The sequence below is a fragment of the Pantoea sp. X-Soil-TKNS-1279 genome (assembly GCF_059730565.1).
Genome location: NZ_AP035948.1, coordinates 885,917 through 903,835, shown reverse-complemented (window position 1 = coordinate 903,835; position 17,919 = coordinate 885,917). Strand labels below are relative to the sequence as shown.

General features: G+C 56.7%; 16 protein-coding genes. 9 read left to right on the top strand and 7 right to left on the bottom strand.

Annotated features, from left to right (window positions below; genetic code table 11):
• Positions 1–3: 3 nt before the first annotated feature.
• From fhuC to hrpB, 4 genes are all read right to left on the bottom strand, one after another.
• Complete coding sequence (gene fhuC / locus AC6I8N_RS04045) at positions 4–798, bottom strand: Fe3+-hydroxamate ABC transporter ATP-binding protein FhuC (RefSeq protein ID WP_497830100.1); 795 nt, start codon at positions 796–798, stop codon at positions 4–6.
• 43 nt (positions 799–841) lie between these two features.
• Positions 842–3,037, bottom strand: a complete 2,196-nt coding sequence (gene fhuA / locus AC6I8N_RS04040) for a ferrichrome porin FhuA (RefSeq protein ID WP_497830099.1) — start codon at positions 3,035–3,037, stop codon at positions 842–844.
• A 196-nt stretch (positions 3,038–3,233) separates the two neighbouring features.
• Entirely contained in the window at positions 3,234–5,735 is a 2,502-nt protein-coding gene (gene mrcB, locus AC6I8N_RS04035) for a bifunctional glycosyl transferase/transpeptidase (RefSeq protein WP_497830098.1), read from the bottom strand.
• Positions 5,736–5,829: 94 nt separating this feature from the next.
• A complete protein-coding gene (gene hrpB, locus AC6I8N_RS04030; protein WP_497830097.1) occupies positions 5,830–8,307 on the bottom strand; it encodes an ATP-dependent helicase HrpB in 2,478 nt (825 codons plus the stop codon).
• Positions 8,308–8,340: 33 nt separating this feature from the next.
• Here hrpB and thpR point away from each other — a divergent pair, with 33 nt between their 5' ends.
• The 9 genes from thpR to panD all read left to right on the top strand — a co-directional run bounded on the left by thpR (position 8,341) and on the right by panD (position 15,403).
• Positions 8,341–8,880: an RNA 2',3'-cyclic phosphodiesterase gene (gene thpR / locus AC6I8N_RS04025; protein ID WP_021184685.1), complete on the top strand. Its 540-nt coding sequence runs from the start codon at positions 8,341–8,343 to the stop codon at positions 8,878–8,880.
• Positions 8,881–9,585: a DNA/RNA nuclease SfsA gene (gene sfsA / locus AC6I8N_RS04020; RefSeq protein WP_497830096.1), complete on the top strand. Its 705-nt coding sequence runs from the start codon at positions 8,881–8,883 to the stop codon at positions 9,583–9,585. It begins immediately after the preceding gene.
• Positions 9,586–9,845: 260 nt separating this feature from the next.
• A complete protein-coding gene (gene dksA / locus AC6I8N_RS04015) occupies positions 9,846–10,301 on the top strand; it encodes an RNA polymerase-binding protein DksA (RefSeq protein WP_013507920.1) in 456 nt (151 codons plus the stop codon).
• Positions 10,302–10,373: 72 nt separating this feature from the next.
• The gene (gluQRS, locus tag AC6I8N_RS04010; RefSeq protein ID WP_021184687.1) at positions 10,374–11,303 is read left to right on the top strand and encodes a tRNA glutamyl-Q(34) synthetase GluQRS; all 930 of its coding nucleotides are present in this window, start codon (positions 10,374–10,376) and stop codon (positions 11,301–11,303) included.
• Positions 11,304–11,341: 38 nt separating this feature from the next.
• Complete coding sequence (gene pcnB, locus AC6I8N_RS04005; protein ID WP_209012101.1) at positions 11,342–12,751, top strand: polynucleotide adenylyltransferase PcnB; 1,410 nt, start codon at positions 11,342–11,344, stop codon at positions 12,749–12,751.
• Positions 12,748–13,242, top strand: a complete 495-nt coding sequence (gene folK, locus AC6I8N_RS04000; protein ID WP_208724812.1) for a 2-amino-4-hydroxy-6-hydroxymethyldihydropteridine diphosphokinase — start codon at positions 12,748–12,750, stop codon at positions 13,240–13,242. The genes pcnB and folK overlap by 4 nt, the downstream gene beginning before the upstream one ends.
• A gap of 87 nt (positions 13,243–13,329) precedes the next feature.
• Positions 13,330–14,124, top strand: coding sequence for a 3-methyl-2-oxobutanoate hydroxymethyltransferase (gene panB, locus AC6I8N_RS03995; protein WP_021184690.1), 795 nt, complete (start codon positions 13,330–13,332; stop codon positions 14,122–14,124).
• A 15-nt stretch (positions 14,125–14,139) separates the two neighbouring features.
• Positions 14,140–14,994: a pantoate--beta-alanine ligase gene (gene panC / locus AC6I8N_RS03990; protein ID WP_497830095.1), complete on the top strand. Its 855-nt coding sequence runs from the start codon at positions 14,140–14,142 to the stop codon at positions 14,992–14,994.
• Between the two features lie 28 nt (positions 14,995–15,022).
• Entirely contained in the window at positions 15,023–15,403 is a 381-nt protein-coding gene (gene panD, locus AC6I8N_RS03985; RefSeq protein ID WP_013507914.1) for an aspartate 1-decarboxylase, read from the top strand.
• Between the two features lie 49 nt (positions 15,404–15,452).
• Here panD and AC6I8N_RS03980 read toward each other — a convergent pair whose 3' ends face one another.
• The 3 genes from AC6I8N_RS03980 to hpt form a co-directional block, all read right to left on the bottom strand.
• Positions 15,453–16,223 carry an ABC transporter permease gene (locus tag AC6I8N_RS03980; protein ID WP_021184692.1) on the bottom strand — a complete coding sequence of 257 codons (771 nt, stop codon included), beginning with the start codon at positions 16,221–16,223 and terminating at the stop codon, positions 15,453–15,455.
• Entirely contained in the window at positions 16,220–17,146 is a 927-nt protein-coding gene (locus AC6I8N_RS03975) for an ABC transporter ATP-binding protein (RefSeq protein WP_013507912.1), read from the bottom strand. The genes AC6I8N_RS03980 and AC6I8N_RS03975 overlap by 4 nt, the downstream gene beginning before the upstream one ends.
• Positions 17,147–17,344: 198 nt before the next feature.
• Positions 17,345–17,881, bottom strand: a complete 537-nt coding sequence (hpt, locus tag AC6I8N_RS03970) for a hypoxanthine phosphoribosyltransferase (protein WP_021184693.1) — start codon at positions 17,879–17,881, stop codon at positions 17,345–17,347.
• Positions 17,882–17,919: the final 38 nt, after the last annotated feature.

Here is a 17,919-nt window from a genome sequence, read left to right as displayed (position 1 = left end):
GCCTCAGTAAACGAAACTGACGGGCGCACCGCCCTGCGGATGCGGCAGAATCCCCATCGGGATGCCATAAATGCTGCCCAGCACATCGGCCTGCATGATCACCTCTGGTCCCCCTTCGGCAATCATTTCACCACCGCGCAACGCCACTAGCCGGTCGCAATAACGCGCCGCCATATTGATATCATGCAGCACCGCAATCACCGTTAAGCCCCGCTCCTGGCTGAGACGCTGGATCAAAGCCAGCACTTCAACCTGATGGGCAATATCCAGCGCTGAGGTGGGTTCATCCAACAGCAGGCAGCGGCTGTTTTGCGCTACCAGCATCGCCAGCCAGGCGCGCTGACGTTCACCGCCAGACAGGCTATCCACCAGTCGTCCGGCGAACGGCTTCAGCCCGACCAGCGCTATCGCTTCTTCTACACGGTCACGATCTTCCTGACCATAACGCCCCAGCGCCCCGTGCCACGGATAACGCCCAATCGCCACCAGCTCGCGCACCGTCATGCCATCTGCCGCCGGTAACTGCTGCGGCAGATACGCCACCTGACGGGCAAAATCCTTGCTGCCCCACTGATCTACCGCTTCGCCGTTCAGTAACACGCGACCAACACTTGCCGCCTGATGGCGTCCCAGCATTTTCAGCAGCGTGGATTTTCCCGAACCGTTATGTCCAATCAAAGCCGTGACTTTGCCCGGCGTGAAGGTCAATGAGAGCGGATGAAGCAGCGTGCGTCCCGGCACGCGAAAACTGACGTTATCCAGTGTAAAGGTGGTTTCTTCGTGGTGCGGATGCTGCATGGTAATCCCTGGCGTTACGGGCGCACAATGCGCCCTTTTTCTATCAGAAACGGAAGGTTGCAGTACCAACAATCTGGCGATCGCTGCCCCAGTAGCAGGCATATTCGCGATAGCAACTGGCAACATATTCGCGATCAAACAGGTTGTTGACGTTGATACCCAGTGATGAACCCGGCAGGCCAAAGCGCGCGAGATCATATTTCACCGCGGCATCAACCACGGTATAGCCCTTCACATCGAAGTTTTGGTTTTCGTTAGCACCGCTGCTGTATAGCCCTTTGCTGGCACCGGTATAGCGCACGCCGGCCCCCAGTGTCAGACCAGAAAGTGCGGTTTCGTGGAAAGTGTAATCACTCCACAATGACGCGGTCTGTTTCGGCACCTGTACCGGGGTTTTGCCCTGCAAATCGGTATCATGGGTGTATTCCGCATCGGTATAGCTATAGCCCGCCGTCAGGTTGATATTGGCGGTCAGAGCCGCCTTGGCTTCCAGTTCCACCCCACGCGAACGGATCTCACCGCTCTGCACGCTGAAGTTGAGGTTATTCGGATCGGCAGTCAGGTTCTTGCTTTTGGTCAGCTGATACACTGCGGCGGTGATAACAATCGGACGATCTTTCGGTACGTATTTCACCCCGGCTTCATACTGTTTGGCGCGCGAAGGATCAAACGGCTGCCCGTCTGCGGTGGTGCCCGGTGTCGGGATAAAGGATTCGCTATAGCTGAAGTACGGGGCGATACCGTTATCAAATACGTAGTTCAGCCCCCCACGCCAGGTAAACGCCTGATCGTGGTTTTTCTCTTCACTGTTGCCATTACGGTTCAGCGCTGATGTCATGGCGTAATCGTAGCGACCACCCAATGTCAGCACCCAGCGGTTCCACTCCATCTGATCCTGGGTGTAGAGGCCGGTCTGCTCCTGGCGGTTCAGGTACTGATAAGGGAACGGCGTCCCCACCATCGCATCATTGCCGTATTGTGGATTGAACGGGCTAATCGGCTCGGCACCAGCATATACCGCATCAATATCGTTACGGGTACGCTGATAATCCACGCCCATCAACAGGGTATGATCCACAACACCAGTCAGGAATTTCGCCTGCGCCTGTGTGTCGACCGCGAACTGATTGAGCTTCTCATTAGAACGCGCATACCCACGGTTAATCATCTCAGTCGAGGGATCGTAACCGCTACCGTAGATGCTGCGATAATCGGTACGTAGATCGGCATAGCGCAGATTCTGGCGCATCGTCCAGGTATCGTTGAAGCTGTGCTCAAAGCTGTAACCCACCATTTTGGTGTTGCGCGCAATCTTGTTGCTCGGTTCGCCTTCATCAAAATTGGTCGGCAGTTTGAACTGGCTGCCGTCGGCACGGGTGATCGGTACCACCGTACCTTCACGCGGCAGCCAGCCGTAATAGCCAGTTTCCGGTTCGTTCTGGAAATAGGTCAACAGGTCAAAACGGGTATTGGCATCAGGACGCCAGCTAAAGGAAGGCGCGATAGTGTAGCGCTTCTCTTTGTTCATCTCCTGCTGCGCATCCTGGCTGCGCGCCAGGCCGGTCAGTCGATAGCTGTAGACGCCACTGTCATCCAGCGCGCCACCGAAATCAAAACCGGTAGAGAAACGGTTATCGGTGCCCATCTGGAACTGCACTTCACGCAGCGTCTCCTGGGTCGGGCGCTTAGTCACCAATGACACCACACCACCGGGGTTGCTTTTGCCGTACAGCACCGACGCCGGGCCACGCAGCAATTCAGCGCGCTCAAGGAAGTAAGGATCAATAGCGAACTCAGAGTAGTTATCAGCCTGCAATTTCAGGCCATCGAGATACTGGTTGGTATTGACTTCACTAAAGCCGCGAATCGAGAAAGCATCGATCACATCCGAGCTGCCACGGTTATCGCTGATCCCTGGGGTGTAACTGAAAGCACGTTTGACCGACTGGACATTGTGCATCGCCATCTCTTCCTGCGTGACCACCGAAACCGACTGCGGGGTCTTCTCGATAGGCGTGTCGGTTTTGGTGGCCGTGGCGCTGCGTTTTGCAGCGATGGTCGGGGCCGGTCCCCACGCACTCTCCTGAGGTGCCGCAGAACCACCATCAGCGGTGACGACTACAGTATCTTCAGCCAGCGCTTGCGCGCTCAGGGTGCCAAGTACTATTGAAATCAGTAACGCGATTGGGCGTTTGGTAGACGCTCCGCGCGGATCAACAGAGGGAAAATGCGCATTCATATCAGGAATCTCTCGAAAAGTAATCGACGCAGGCGAATGTAAACGAGAATGATTATTAGAAAGGTTGGATTTTAGGCGATATCGCGCAAGATCCGCAAGATTTAAAGCCTGATAGCGGTGTGTTTGCCGCACGTTCGCTCATTTTCACATCTATAAAAAAGGGTGCCGAAGCACCCTTTTTTTAAGATTCAGCAACTTAGTTGTTGCCAAACATCTCTTTGATCCAGCCAGCCACACCGTTGCTGTCTTTCTGCTCTTCCTGTTGCTGCTGTTGCAACTGTTGCTGCTGCTGAACCTGCTGCTGCTGTTGCTGGCACAGCGAGTTAGGATCAAGCGTCCAGACCGGCAGTGAGCGCCAGGTACTGCTGCCCGAACCACAGACAAAGTTACCGGCCGAATCGATGTTCATCTGAGTGATATCTTCCGGCGGCGTCAACACCAGCGGCATCGGTGCCTGGTTATCCAGATAGCGGCGATACAGCTGCATTGCGCCACTGGCACCGTACAGTTTCGTCGTCTGGTTGTTATCGCGTCCAACCCAGGTGATCGCCACTTCTTTGCCGTCAATACCGGCGAACCAGCTATCGATCAGATCGTTCGTGGTACCGGTTTTACCCGCCAGATGCGCATTCGGGAAACGCGCACCCAGCGCACGCGCCGTACCGTGATCCGCCACCTGCTGCATGCTGTACAACGTCAGATATGCCGCCTGCGCCGGTTCCACACGCTGCGCCTGTGGGAAGCTCTGGTACAGCACGGTGCCATCTTCGGCAATCACCGAACGCACCGCCGACAGCTCAGCACGATTACCGCCACTGGCGATGGACTGGAACGCCTGCGCCACTTCAATCGGCGTCAGGTTAAGCGCACCCAGCAGCATCGCCGGAACCGGATGGAGCTGATCTTTCGGCACGCCGAGCTTGGTCCAGGTATCGACCACCGAGTTCAGCCCCAGCGTCATACCCAGGTTTACTGTCGGCACGTTCATCGAGTTGGTCAGTGCGTCCACCAGCATCACTTTGCCACTGAAGCGACGATCATCGTTGAGCGGCTTCCACACCGTGCCATTCGGTTGTTTCAGGGCGATCGGTTCATCAGCAATCCAGCTATTCAGACGGTAGCTGTTCGGCTGGCTTAACGCGGTCAGGTAAGTGGCCGGTTTAGCCAACGAACCGATGGAGCGGCGTGCCTGCAACGCACGGTTGTAACCGGCGAACTGCGGATCGGAACCACCCACCATCGCCCGCACTTCACCGCTGAAGCGGTCAACCACCACCATCGCGGTTTCCAGATCTTTCAGGCCACGCTGTTTTTTCAGCGTCGGAATGCCATCTTCAACCGCTTTTTCTGCCGCATCCTGCGAAATCGGATCGAGCGTGGTGAAGATCTTCACGCCGGAGAGATCTTTCACTTTATCACCGAGTTTCGCCTGCAACTCGTTACGCACCATCTGCATAAAGGCGGGCTGCGGGGTAATCACCCCACCCTTCGGCTGCACGCCTAATGGGCGCGCCGACAGCATGTTGTACAGATCTTCATCGATGATCTTCTGCTGTTGCAGCAAACGCAGCACCAGATTACGACGTTCCAATGCCAGCTGCGGATTACGCCACGGGTTGTACAGCGATGCGCCTTTCACCATCCCCACCAGCATCGCCTGTTGATCGAGGCTCAGCTCATCAACCGGGCGGCCAAAGTAGTACAAACTCGCCAGCGGGAAGCCACGGATCTGATCGTTACCCGCCTGACCGAGGTACACCTCGTTGAGGTACAGCTCCAGAATGCGATCTTTGCTGTAGCGCGCATCCATGATCACCGCCATATAGGCTTCACGCGCTTTACGCCACAGCGAACGCTCGTTGGTGAGGAACAGGTTCTTGACCAACTGCTGCGTCAGGGTACTGCCGCCCTGCACCGCTTTACCGGCCGTAATGTTGGCAAGGAAGGCACGACCAATCGAGTAAGGGCTGATGCCATCATGCTCGTAGAAATGGCGGTCTTCGGTGGCGATCAACGTATCGACCAGCAGATCCGGGAAACCGGCACGCGGCACGAACAAGCGTTGCTCGCCGTTCGGCGATTGCAACATGGTGATCAGGCGCGGATCGAGGCGGAAGAAGCCAAAATCGCGTCCGGTTTCGAGGTTTTTAATCTCGCTCAGTTCGTCACCGTTGAACGTCATACGCGCACGGATCTGGCCTTCTTTGCTGTCCGGGAAATCAAACGGACGGCGCAGCAGGTCGATGGTGTTGCCTTTGACGCTGAACTCACCAGGGCGGGTAATGCGCGACACTTCGCGATACTGCGTGCCTTCCAGCAGCGCAATCATCTCTTTTTTGTCATACGCCATGCCCGGCTCAAGACTGACCATGCGACCATAAACGGCAGCAGGCAGTTGCCACACTTTACCGTCAATACGGCTGCGGATTTCCGAGTCGAGATAGACGCCCCAGGCGGCCATCACCACGACAAAAACCAAAAATAGCTTGATGAACCAGCCTAACCAGCGACGTTTCGCGCGCGGCGGGCGCTTTCCTTTACCTTTGCGTGGCACTGGCTCACTCTCCTCGTCATCATCAAAATCGTCCTGATCGATATCATCATCAAGTTCCCTTCGGCGACCCCGACGCGCGGTGTTGCGCGGCGGTTTGGGCTGTTTTCCTTTGCGCCCAATCGGTTCGCGATCATTCCCAGACATGCTGTTATTCTCCAGGTATAGCTACGGCTGCGCCGTTACTCTAACTGCTTTCTCGTGCCGCGCATGGCAGAACCCTCTGAATTGTCACCAGAGGTCACGATGAAAATTTCTTGGTACGCCTCGTGGGTAAGGCGTTGGCCGGATCGTCCGGCCAGGGATGTTTGGGATAACGCCCTTTCATCTCTTTCTGCACTTCAGGATATGCCCCACGCCAGAACGCCGCCAGGTCACGGGTGATCTGCAACGGCCGGTGCGCCGGTGACAACAACTCCAGTACCAACGGTATCCGGCCTTCAGCCACCGCAGGATTGCTGGCTTCACCAAACATCTCCTGAATACGCACCGCAAGCGCCGGGGGCTTCTCCGCATCATAGCGAATCGGCAGGCGGCTTCCGGTCGGCACAGTGTAATGAGTTGGCAGCACAGTATCCAGCCGCTGACGTTGTGACCATGTCAGCAAATGTAATAATGCACTGACAAGATTGACGTTCTGCAACCCCTTCAGGTCGCGCACCCCATCCATCTCCGGCAACAGCCATGCTTCCAGCGACTCCAACAGCGTCTCGTCATCAAAAGCGGGCCACGCCTCCTCCGGCAACCACTGTGCGGCGCAGTGCAGACGCAGGCGCAGCTGTTCGGCTTCCGGCGTCCAGCCCAGCACCGACAGACCTTTCTCACGGATCCAACGCAGCATCGCCGCGTGCAATACCTCCGGTTCCGGACGTGACATCGGTTGTGCTTTCAGGACCAGCGCACCCGAGACTTCACGCCGCCAGGCACGCAACGTGCCTTTCTCTTCATCCCACTCCACATCGGTACGTTGCTCGACCAGTTGTGGGCACTGCTGACGCAACGCCTCAATATCCACCGGCAGTGCCAGCAAGATACGCGCATCGGCAGCGCTGGCCCCTTGTAACAGCGACGGGGCGATCAGCCATTCGCTGCGGCTCAGGCCATCCTGCTCATCCAGCATCGCCCCGATACCGTTCGCCAGTTGATAACGCGCGCTGTTGCCACGGCGCTGGGCCAGGCGGTCGGCAAACCCGGCGGCCAGCAGTGCCGGGAAAAGATCGGCATCAACGTTGCCACCGCTGACATTGAGGCGCTGTTGCCACTGACGGGCGCGCCGTTGCCAGCTGGATTGAGGACGATGCAGCGCATCACGCAGGTCGGCGCTGCCGCTGCGTGGCGGCTCTTCGAGAATAGCCACCAATAAGGCCGCGCTGGCGATGGCATCCTTATTCTGCCCGGCTGCGCACAGCATGGCGCACAGACGCGGATCGCTACCCAGCTCAGCCATTTTGCGCCCAACGGCGGTCAGGCGTCCGGCGTCATCCAGCGCCGCCAGGCGGGTCAGCAACGTTCGTGCCGCACGCTGGTGACGTGCCGGTGGCATATCCAGCCAACGAAGTTGCGCCACATCCGGGCAGCCCCATTGCAGCAAATCCATTTGCAGGGCCGCCAGATCGCTATGCAGGATTTCCGGCTCACTTTGTGCCGCCGCCCGGAGCGCCTGCTCCTGCGCTAGCAAATGCAGACAGATCCCCGGTTCCAGCCTGCCCGCACGCCCGGCACGTTGCGTCATCGAGGCCTGGCTGATGCGTTGGGTTTGCAGCCGCGTGACACCGCTGCGTACTTCAAACTGCGCGGTGCGTTCCAGCGCGCTGTCCACCACCAGGCGGATGCCCTCAATGGTCAGACTGGTTTCCGCGATATTGGTCGCCAACACCACTTTGCGACGCCCAGGCGGGGACGGCAGGATCGCTCGCCGCTGCGCGTCGAGCGACAACGCACCATATAAAGGAGAAAGATCGACATCCTCACTGACACGCGCTTCCAGTTCACGTTTCACCCGTTCAATCTCCGCCACGCCAGGCAGGAACAGCAACAATGAACCTGTTTCTTCACGTAACAGCTGCGCCACTTCACGCGCCACCGCCTCTTCAAAGCGCAGCTGATTATTCAGGGAAGCAAAACGGCGCGTCACTGGAAAGCTACGACCTTCCGAAGCAATAAAGGGGGCGTCCGGTAGCAGCGCACGCAGGCGATCATTATCCAGCGTCGCCGACATCAGCAGAATCTTCAGATCCTCGCGCAGCCCCTGTTGCACATCCAGCAACAGCGCTAACGCCAGATCGGCCTGCAAACTGCGTTCGTGGAATTCATCGAGGATCACCAGCGAAACACCGTCCAGCATCGGATCGCGCTGCAACATGCGCGTCAGGATACCTTCGGTGACCACCTCCAGCCGGGTGTTCGCCCCGCAGCAGTTTTCACCCCGCATCCGGTACCCCACCGTGCCGCCCGGTTGTTCACCGAGCAGCTCCGCCAGCCGCTGCGCCACGTTGCGCGCGGCAAGCCGCCGTGGCTCCAGCATAATGATGCGACCGGGCAGTTGCGCCTGTTGCAACAACTGCAACGGTAACCAGGTGGATTTGCCTGCGCCGGTCGGTGCTGCCAGTAATACCTGTGGCGCTTGCGCCAGCGCGGTCAGCAGCTCAGGAAGTACCTCGCTTACCGGTAATTCACTCAAACTCAACTCCCTTTCTGCCTGTGCTAAGATGGCGCGCATTGTACCACCCAGCGCGGATTATCGGAGGCTACGATGACCACCCAACGTCTGTTTTTTGCTCTCGAACTGCCTGCGCCTTTGCAGCAGGAGCTGGTACGCTGGCGAGCCGAAAACTTTGCCGAAGACGCCGGGCGCCCGATAGCGGCAGCCAATCTGCATCTGACGCTGGCGTTCCTCGGTGAAGTCAGTGATGAAACCTCGCTGCGCCTGCAACAACTCGCCGGACGGATTAGCCAGCCGGGTTTTGCTATCGATCTGGATGATGCCGGACACTGGCCCCGTCCTGGCGTAGTGTGGCTGGGTTGCCAGCGCCCGCCACGCGGTTTGCTGCAACTGGCCAATCTGCTGCGCGCCCAGGCGGCACGACACGGCTGTGCGCAAAGCGCGCCATCGTTTCACCCGCATGTCACCTTGCTGCGCAACGCGGCCCATAAAGTTGCCCTTCCGCCGCGCGGCTTTCACTGGCGTCTGGATGTGAGCCATTTCGTCTTATGCTCCTCGCGCTTCGAAAAGGGCCAAACCCGCTATCAGGTGCTGGCCCGCTGGCCGTTATCCACCCCGACAGGAGACTGAATGCATTTCTCCCCGCCACTTAAACCGGCCCGTTTAATCGCCCGATATAAGCGTTTCTTAGCGGATGTCATCACCCCGGAAGGTGAGACGCTGACCATCCACTGTGCCAATACTGGCGCGATGACCGGTTGCGCCACGCCTGGCGATACCGTGTGGTATTCCACGTCCGACAGCCCCACACGTAAATATCCTCACAGTTGGGAACTGACCGAAACCCAGCAGGGACACTGGATCTGCGTCAATACGCTGCGCGCCAATCAACTGGTGAAAGAAGCGATAAATCTCGGTGTAATTCCAGAATTTTCCTCTTATGACCACTGCCAGTCTGAAGTGAAATATGGCACGGAAAAAAGCCGAATTGACTTCCTGCTACAAGCGAAGGGCAGATCGAACTGCTATATTGAAGTCAAGTCCGTCACCCTTTTACAGCATGGTAAAGGCTATTTTCCGGATGCGGTGACGGCCCGCGGGCAAAAGCATCTGCGCGAACTGCGACATATCGTGGCAGAGGGTCATCGGGCCGTTTTGTTGTTTGCCGTTTTGCACACGGGGATTGAGGACGTTTCCCCGGCGCGCCATATCGACGCGATATATGCAGAACTACTGGTACAGGCGCAACGGTGTGGCGTGGAAGTATTGGCGTATCAGGCTCACATATCACCGCTAAAAATGTTACTGACGCAGCCGATAAGGGTAGAGTTGTAATATTCTTAGCAATTTGTTGTGATAGGAATGTTCTGAGCGGTGCGCTGAATACGCTGTTCCTCACAGGCTTGTCAAGGTGTGATCATGAATAATTGCCAACCTTGATTGCTTCTGCTATTTATAGCGGCCTGTTTTTTTCCCTGTTGGGAATCGATATACCCTAAGTAATGCAAGTTGCAGACCGGCCGCCAGCATCAGCGCAGCCAACATGCTGGAACTTGACATATGACGGGTGGTGCGTGTTATCCAGGAGAAACAACATGCAAGAAGGGCAAAACCGTAAAACATCGTCCCTGAGTATCCTCGCCATCGCTGGGGTGGAGCCGTATCAGGAGAAACCGGGCGAAGAGTATATGAACGAAGCCCAGCTGAGCCATTTCCGCAAGATTCTGGAAGCCTGGCGCAATCAACTCAGGGATGAAGTCGACCGTACTGTGTCGCATATGCAGGACGAAGCTGCCAACTTCCCGGATCCGGTTGACCGTGCCGCGCAGGAAGAGGAATTCAGTCTGGAACTGCGTAACCGCGATCGCGAGCGTAAGCTGATCAAAAAGATCGAGAAGACGCTGAAGAAAGTGGAAGATGACGATTTCGGCTACTGCGAATCCTGCGGTGTTGAAATTGGTATTCGTCGTCTGGAAGCGCGTCCGACCGCCGATCTCTGCATTGACTGCAAGACGCTGGCAGAAATCCGCGAGAAGCAGATGGCTGGCTAATGGCCGTGAACAGACTGTCGCCGCACAGCAGGGAAAACCACTGTTTTCCCGCCGTGCGGTGCACATTAAAAAATGTCTAATCTTCCCTGCATTGGGCGTTTCGCCCCCTCTCCCTCTGGTGAACTTCATTTTGGCTCGCTGATTGCTGCAACAGGCAGCTACCTGAGTGCGCGTGCACAACAAGGGCGTTGGCTGGTGCGTATCGAAGATATCGATCCACCGCGTGAAGTGCCCGGTGCCGCCAGCCGCATTTTGCAGCAGTTGGAGCAATATGGATTGCATTGGGATGGCGAAGTGTTGTGGCAGTCGCAGCGCCATGAGGCATACCGTGAAGCCTTAAACTGGCTACGCGAGCAGCGCCAGAGCTATTTTTGCACCTGTACGCGCAGCCGTATTCAGCAGTTGGGCGGTTTTTATGATGGTCATTGCCGCGATTTGCAGCTCGGATCACACCATGCCGCGCTACGCCTGCGCCAGCATACGCCGGTGTATGGCTTTGACGATCGTCTGCGCGGTCATCTGGTTGCTGATACCCGGCTGGCAGAGGAAGATTTTATTATTCACCGCCGTGATGGTCTGTTTGCCTATAACCTGGCGGTGGTGGTAGATGACCATTTTCAGGGTGTCAGCGAGATTGTTCGCGGCGCGGATTTGATTGAACCAACGGTGCGCCAGGTAGCCCTGTATCAACAGTTTGGCTGGCCAGTCCCTGCGTATCTGCATTTGCCGCTGGCGGTGAATACCGATGGCAACAAACTGTCCAAGCAGAACCATGCCCCCGCGCTACCCGCGGGCGATGCGCGACCGTTACTGGTTCAGGCGTTAAACTTTTTGGGTCAACCGGTATCTGAAGGATGGCAGGATGAATCGCTGGAAACCCTGTTAAAACAGGCGGTCGCCCGGTGGAATATCCGTCTGATCCCACAGGAAAACGCCCTGAAGCCGGATGAAACGACAACGCCATTCTCAAATGGTTCGCAACAAGCTATGATTAGCCGCTGATTTTACCAACACCATTAATGTCACTGTCGAGGTGTCCCATTTTTACCCGAGTCGCTAATTTTTGCCGGAGAGTCCTCAAGCGTGACGAGGAGGTGCCTGAAGAGGTGGAAACCGAAAGTCTGATGACCGTCATTCCCCGTGAAAGCCACAACATCTCACGCAAAGATATCAGCGAAAATGCCCTCAAAGTGCTCTATCGCCTGAACAAAGCCGGTTACGAAGCCTACCTGGTAGGCGGCGGTGTGCGCGATTTACTGTTGGGTAAGAAACCAAAAGATTTCGATGTCACCACTAACGCGACCCCGGAGCAGATGCGCAAATTGTTCCGCAACTGCCGTCTGGTGGGACGCCGTTTCCGCCTGGCCCATGTCATGTTCGGGCCGGAAGTGATCGAAGTTGCCACTTTCCGTGGCCATCATCAGATGGATGAAGGCGAAGAAGATCGCAACAGCTCACAGCGCGGGCAAAACGGTATGCTGCTGCGCGATAACATCTTCGGCAGCATCGAAGATGATGCCCAGCGTCGTGACCTCACCATCAACAGCCTGTACTACAGCGTGGCCGATTTTACGGTGCGCGATTATGTCGGCGGTTTGCAGGATTTGCAGCAAGGCATCATTCGCCTGATTGGCGATCCGGAAACGCGCTATCGCGAAGACCCGGTGCGTATGCTGCGCGTGGTGCGTTTTGCCGCCAAGCTGGATATGCGTATTGCGCCGGAGACTGCCGAGCCGATTCCGCGTCTTGCCACCCTGCTGCATGACATTCCGCCCGCACGCCTGTTCGAAGAGTCACTCAAGCTGCTGCAAGCCGGTTATGGCTACCGCACCTATCAGATGATGCGTGAGTATCAACTGTTCCAGCCGCTGTTCCCGACGTTGACGCGTGGCTTCACCGAACACAGCGACAGCCCGATGGAGCGCATGCTGGCACAGGTGCTGAAAAACACCGATACCCGCCTACAGAATGATATGCGCGTCAATCCGGCGTTCCTGTTTGCCGCGATGTTCTGGTATCCGCAGCTGGAATCTGCCGAACAAATCGCCCAGGAAAGCGGCCTGACCTATTACGATGCCTTTGCTCTGGCGATGAACGAAACGCTGGATGAAGCCTGCCGCGCGCTGGCGATTCCGAAGCGCATCACCACGCTGATTCGTGATATCTGGCAGTTACAACTGCGTATGTCGCGTCGCCACGGCAAACGTGCGTGGAAGCTGATGGAACATCCTAAGTTCCGCGCGGCCTATGACCTGCTGGCGCTGCGTGCCGAAGTGGAAAACAACCCGGAGCTACAACGTCTGACGCAGTGGTGGGGGGAATTCCAGGCCGCCGCCCCGACGACGCAGAAAAACATGCTGAATACGCTGGGCGACGATCCGGCACCACGCCGTAAACCACGTCGTCCTCGTCGCCGTCCTGCTGCCCCACGCAGCAACAGCGCGCCATGACCCGCGTCTATCTCGCTTTAGGCAGTAACCTCGCCGACCCGCTGCATCAGGTTGATGCAGCGCTGGCGGCGCTGGATGCACTGCCGCACACCACCCGCGTTGCCACGTCGTCGTTGTACCGCACCCCACCCTACGGCCCACCGGATCAACCGGATTACCTCAACGCAGTGGTGGCGCTGGAGACAGATTTGCCCGCAGAAACCTTGCTTGACCATACCCAGCGCATTGAGCTGGAACATGGCCGGGTGCGCAAAGCCGAGCGTTGGGGACCCCGCACCCTCGATCTGGATATCCTGCTGTTTGGCGATGCGGTGATTAACACGCCACGCCTGACGGTACCGCATTATGACATGCACAACCGCGCGTTTATGCTGCTGCCGCTGCTGGAGATCTCCCCTCAGCAGACCTTACCCGATGGCACCCCGTTAGCCCCGGTGCTGGCGGCGCTCGACCAAAGCGCTGCTATTCGTTTCTGGTCTGATATCCCCTGAATAACCCGGTAAAATCGCACGCCAGTCATATCACCGGCACCGTCAATCCATTACACTGCGCCCATCAGAAAATACTGAGAGAGTGCGATGAAACCCACAACCATCTCCCATTTACGCCAGTGGAAAGCCAGTGGCCGCAAATTTGCCACGCTGACGGCCTATGACTTCAGTTTTGCCCGCCTGTTTGCCGACGAAGGTATTCAGGTGCTGCTGATTGGTGATTCGCTCGGCATGACGGTACAGGGCCATGAATCGACCCTGCCGGTGACGGTCGCCGATATCGCTTATCATACCGCCGCAGTGCGTCGTGGTGCGCCACAGGCGCTGGTGATGGCTGACCTGCCGTTTATGAGTTATGCCACGCCCGCACAGACCTTCGACAACGCGGCACAGTTGATGCGTGCCGGGGCCAACATGGTCAAACTGGAAGGCGGTGCCTGGCTGGCAGAAACCGTGCAGATGCTGACCGAGCGCGCGGTGCCGGTATGTGGTCATCTTGGCTTAACGCCGCAGTCGGTGAACATCTTCGGCGGTTATAAAGTTCAGGGTCGCGACGAAGCGGGTGCAGAACGTCTGCTGGCAGATGCGCTGGCGCTGGAAGCGGCAGGTGCGCAGTTACTGGTGCTGGAGTGCGTGCCAGTGGCGCTGGCAGAACGCGTCACCAAAGCGCTGGCGATTCCGGTTATCGGTATCGGCGCAGGCAATGTCACCGATGGACAAATTCTGGTGATGCACGATGCCTTTGGCATTACCGGCGGCCATATCCCGAAGTTTGCCAAAAATTTCCTCGCAGAAACCGGCGACATTCGCGCGGCGATTCGCCACTATATTGCCGAAGTTGAGGCGGGCAGCTATCCGGCCGCCGAACACAGTTTCCAGTAAATCAGGAGATGTGCAGTGCTGATCATTGAAACACTGCCGATGCTGCGTCGCGAGATTCGTCGCTGGCGGCAGGAAGGCAAACGTATCGCGCTGGTGCCTACCATGGGCAACCTGCACGATGGACACTTAACACTGGTCGATGCTGCGCGTGAGCGCGCCGATATCGTGGTGGTGTCGATTTTTGTGAACCCGATGCAATTCGATCGTCCCGACGATTTAGCGCGCTATCCGCGTACTTTGCAGGACGACTGCGAAAAACTGAATCGCCACAGCGTGGACCTGGTATTCGCTCCTGCACCGGCTGATGTCTATCCCAAAGGCCTGGACACCCAAACCTTTGTTGAAGTGCCGGGACTGTCATCGCTGCTGGAAGGCGCCAGCCGTCCGGGCCACTTCCGTGGCGTCTCTACCATCGTCAGCAAGCTGTTCAACCTGGTGCAACCCAATATCGCCTGTTTCGGTGAAAAGGATTTTCAGCAATTGGCTATCATCCGCAAAATGGTGGCGGATATGGGCTTCGACATCGAGATTGTCGGTGTGCCAACGGTACGTGCCAAAGATGGCCTGGCGCTCAGTTCGCGCAATGGTTATCTCACCGCCGATGAGCGTAAACTGGCACCCGGTTTAAGCCAGGTGATGAACGCTATGGCCGAGCGTCTCAACAATGGCGAGCGCCATGTCGAAGAGATTATCGAGACTGCCGAACAGGCGCTGCGTGAGAAAGGTTTCCGCCCGGATGGTCTGGCGATTTGCGATGCCGAAACGCTCCAGCCGCTGACCGTCGATAGCCAACGAGCCGTGATTCTGATGGCTGCCTGGCTGGGCAACGCCCGTCTGATTGATAATCAGCAAGTGGATCTGACCCAGTAAGGGATCATTTTTATAAGGTTATACCGCTATGATTCGTACCGTATTACAGGGCAAGCTGCATCGCGTCAAAGTGACCCAGGCAGACTTGAATTACGAAGGTTCCTGCGCCATTGACCAGGACTTTCTGGATGCCTCTGGCATTCTGCAATATGAAGCCATCGACATCTACAACGTCACCAACGGCCAGCGTTTTTCCACCTACGCCATTGCCGCTGAGCGTGGCTCAAAGATTATCTCCGTCAACGGTGCTGCCGCACGCTGCGCCTGTGAAGGCGACATCATGATCATCTGTTCTTATGTGCAGGTGGAGGATGAAGTTGCCCGTAGCTGGCAGCCCAAAGTGGCCTATTTTGAGGGCGATAACGAGATGAAGCGCATCGCAAAAGCGCTGCCGGTGCAGGTCGCCTGATAGCATTGTAGCGGCGCGATTTATCGCGCCGCTACGTCACAGTTCTGCCTTAGCTTCGCAGTCCTCGCCCACGCTGTATCAATACATACACCAGCGCGTAAAACACCACGATAAACGCCACCAGCACTGACAGGGTCAGCTCCAGCGGTACATCATGGATGCCAAGGAAACCGTAGCGGAAGCCACTGATCATATACACGATCGGATTCAGCTTAGACACCGCCTGCCAGAATGGCGGCAGCAGCGCCAGCGAATAGAACACCCCACCAAGATAGGTCAACGGCGTCAACACGAAGGTCGGAATCAAGCTGATATCGTCAAAGGTGCGGGCAAATACCGCGTTCAGCAAACCGGCCAGCGAGAACAGAATCGCCGTCAGCAGCAGCGTAACCGCCACCATCGTCCACGAATAGACCTGGAAAGGCACGAAGAACAACGATATCGCTGTCACCAGGATCCCGACACAGACACCACGCGCCACACCACCACCGACATACCCGGCGATGATAATGTGCGTCGGCACCGGTGCCACCAGCAGTTCTTCAATGTTGCGCTGAAACTTGGCGCTGAAAAACGAGGAGGCCACGTTAGCGTAGGCGTTGGTGATTACCGCCATCATGATCAGACCCGGCACGATAAATTGCATGTAACTAAAACCATGCATATCACCGATGCGCGATCCAATCAGGTTGCCGAAGATGATGAAATACAGCGTCATGGTGATCACCGGTGGCACCAGCGTCTGAATCCAGATGCGGGCAAAACGGTTGATCTCTTTGGTCCAGATGCTCTTGAGCGCCACCCAATATAAATGCGTCATGCTTTGGCTCCTGTTTTTCCCTGCACCAGGCTGACAAACAGCTCCTCAAGGCGGTTAGCTTTGTTTCGCATACTCAATACCTGAACACCCTGCGCGCTAAGCTGACTGAAAACGCTGTTCAGCCCCTGCTCACGCATCACCTCAACTTCCAGCGTCGAGGTATCGACGAGACGATACTGGAAACCTTCCAACTTCGGCAGCGGACTGCGCGGCGCTAAATCGAGGATAAAGGTTTCGGATTGCAGCTTAGAGAGCAAACCTTTCATCGAGGTGTTTTCCACCAGCTCACCGCTCTGGATAATGCCGATATTACGGCACAGCATTTCCGCCTCTTCCAGGTAATGGGTGGTCAGAATGATGGTGGTGCCCTGCGCATTCAGCTCCTTCAGGAACACCCACATGGAGCGACGCAGTTCGATATCGACACCCGCGGTTGGCTCATCGAGGATCAGCAGCTTGGGTTCGTGCATCAGCGCGCGGGCAATCATCAGGCGGCGTTTCATCCCGCCAGACAACATACGCGCACGTTCGTTGCGCTTGCCCCACAGATCGAGTTGTTTCAGGTATTTTTCGGCGCGGATATTCGCTTCACGACGTTCCACACCGTAATAACCGGCCTGATTAACCACAATCTGTAATACGGTTTCAAACGGGTTGAAGTTAAATTCCTGCGGCACCAGTCCCAGCTGGCGCTTGGCATTGACCACATCCTTTTCCAGGTCATAGCCGAACACCCGCACGCTGCCGCCAGATTTATTCACCAGCGAGCTGATAATGCCGATGGTAGTGGACTTACCGGCACCGTTCGGCCCCAGTAAGGCATAAAAATCACCTGCTTCCACGCTGAGATCGATCCCTTTCAGCGCCTGTACGCCGCCGGGATAGGTCTTGGTCAGCCCGGAAAGTTCCAGTGCATAAGTCATTGCGAATCCATACCTTGTTGTAATCAGAAATGAGTGACCAGGTGATAAAAGTCGTGAATTTAAAGGAGTTTAGCAGAGATTATGTTACCACTCAGCGCAGCGCGGGGGAAACGCGTGCAGCGCCACCCGTCAGCCACTGGCCGACGGGTGGCGCATCTTATCGCAGGCGGGAAAGGTTAGCCTTGGAAGATTGTGCGGTTACTCGTCGAGCAGCACCACTTTGCCGATGTACGGCAGATGACGATAGCGCTGGGCGTAGTCGATACCAAAACCCACCACAAATTCGTCCGGGATGGCGAAGCCAACATATTCAACGGTGACATCCACTTCACGACGTTCCGGCTTGTCCAGCAGGGTACAGATCGCCAGCGAGTGTGGCTCGCGCAGACGCAGGATCTCGCGCACTTTGCTCAGGGTGTTGCCGGAATCGATGATGTCTTCGACGATCAGCACGTCTTTCCCGCGAATATCTTCATCGAGATCTTTCAGGATCTTCACATCACGGGTACTGGACATGCCGCTGCCGTAGCTGGAGGCGGTCATAAAGTCGACTTCGTGCGGCACCTCAATGGTGCGGCACAGATCGGCCATAAACATAAAGGAACCGCGTAACAGCCCGACCAGCACCATTTCACGGCCGCTGTTACGGTAATGGTCGCTAATCTGTTTGCCCAGCTCGGCAATACGGGTTGCGATCTCCTGCTCAGAGATCATCACGTCGACGGTGTGTTTCATTGCATTCAGCCCGGTTAGGTGTCTTAAGAAAGCCACGC

Excerpts from the sequence above, each read along its gene's own strand:
- fhuC (WP_497830100.1), bottom strand. The coding sequence starts at position 798 with ATGCAGCATCCGCACCACGAAGAAACCACCTTTACACTGGATAACGTC.
- fhuA (WP_497830099.1), bottom strand. The coding sequence starts at position 3,037 with ATGAATGCGCATTTTCCCTCTGTTGATCCGCGCGGAGCGTCTACCAAA.
- mrcB (WP_497830098.1), bottom strand. The coding sequence starts at position 5,735 with ATGTCTGGGAATGATCGCGAACCGATTGGGCGCAAAGGAAAACAGCCC.
- hrpB (WP_497830097.1), bottom strand. The coding sequence starts at position 8,307 with ATGCGCGCCATCTTAGCACAGGCAGAAAGGGAGTTGAGTTTGAGTGAA.
- thpR (WP_021184685.1), top strand. The coding sequence starts at position 8,341 with ATGACCACCCAACGTCTGTTTTTTGCTCTCGAACTGCCTGCGCCTTTG.
- sfsA (WP_497830096.1), top strand. The coding sequence starts at position 8,881 with ATGCATTTCTCCCCGCCACTTAAACCGGCCCGTTTAATCGCCCGATAT.
- dksA (WP_013507920.1), top strand. The coding sequence starts at position 9,846 with ATGCAAGAAGGGCAAAACCGTAAAACATCGTCCCTGAGTATCCTCGCC.
- gluQRS (WP_021184687.1), top strand. The coding sequence starts at position 10,374 with ATGTCTAATCTTCCCTGCATTGGGCGTTTCGCCCCCTCTCCCTCTGGT.
- folK (WP_208724812.1), top strand. The coding sequence starts at position 12,748 with ATGACCCGCGTCTATCTCGCTTTAGGCAGTAACCTCGCCGACCCGCTG.
- panB (WP_021184690.1), top strand. The coding sequence starts at position 13,330 with ATGAAACCCACAACCATCTCCCATTTACGCCAGTGGAAAGCCAGTGGC.
- panD (WP_013507914.1), top strand. The coding sequence starts at position 15,023 with ATGATTCGTACCGTATTACAGGGCAAGCTGCATCGCGTCAAAGTGACC.
- AC6I8N_RS03980 (WP_021184692.1), bottom strand. The coding sequence starts at position 16,223 with ATGACGCATTTATATTGGGTGGCGCTCAAGAGCATCTGGACCAAAGAG.
- AC6I8N_RS03975 (WP_013507912.1), bottom strand. The coding sequence starts at position 17,146 with ATGACTTATGCACTGGAACTTTCCGGGCTGACCAAGACCTATCCCGGC.
- hpt (WP_021184693.1), bottom strand. The coding sequence starts at position 17,881 with ATGAAACACACCGTCGACGTGATGATCTCTGAGCAGGAGATCGCAACC.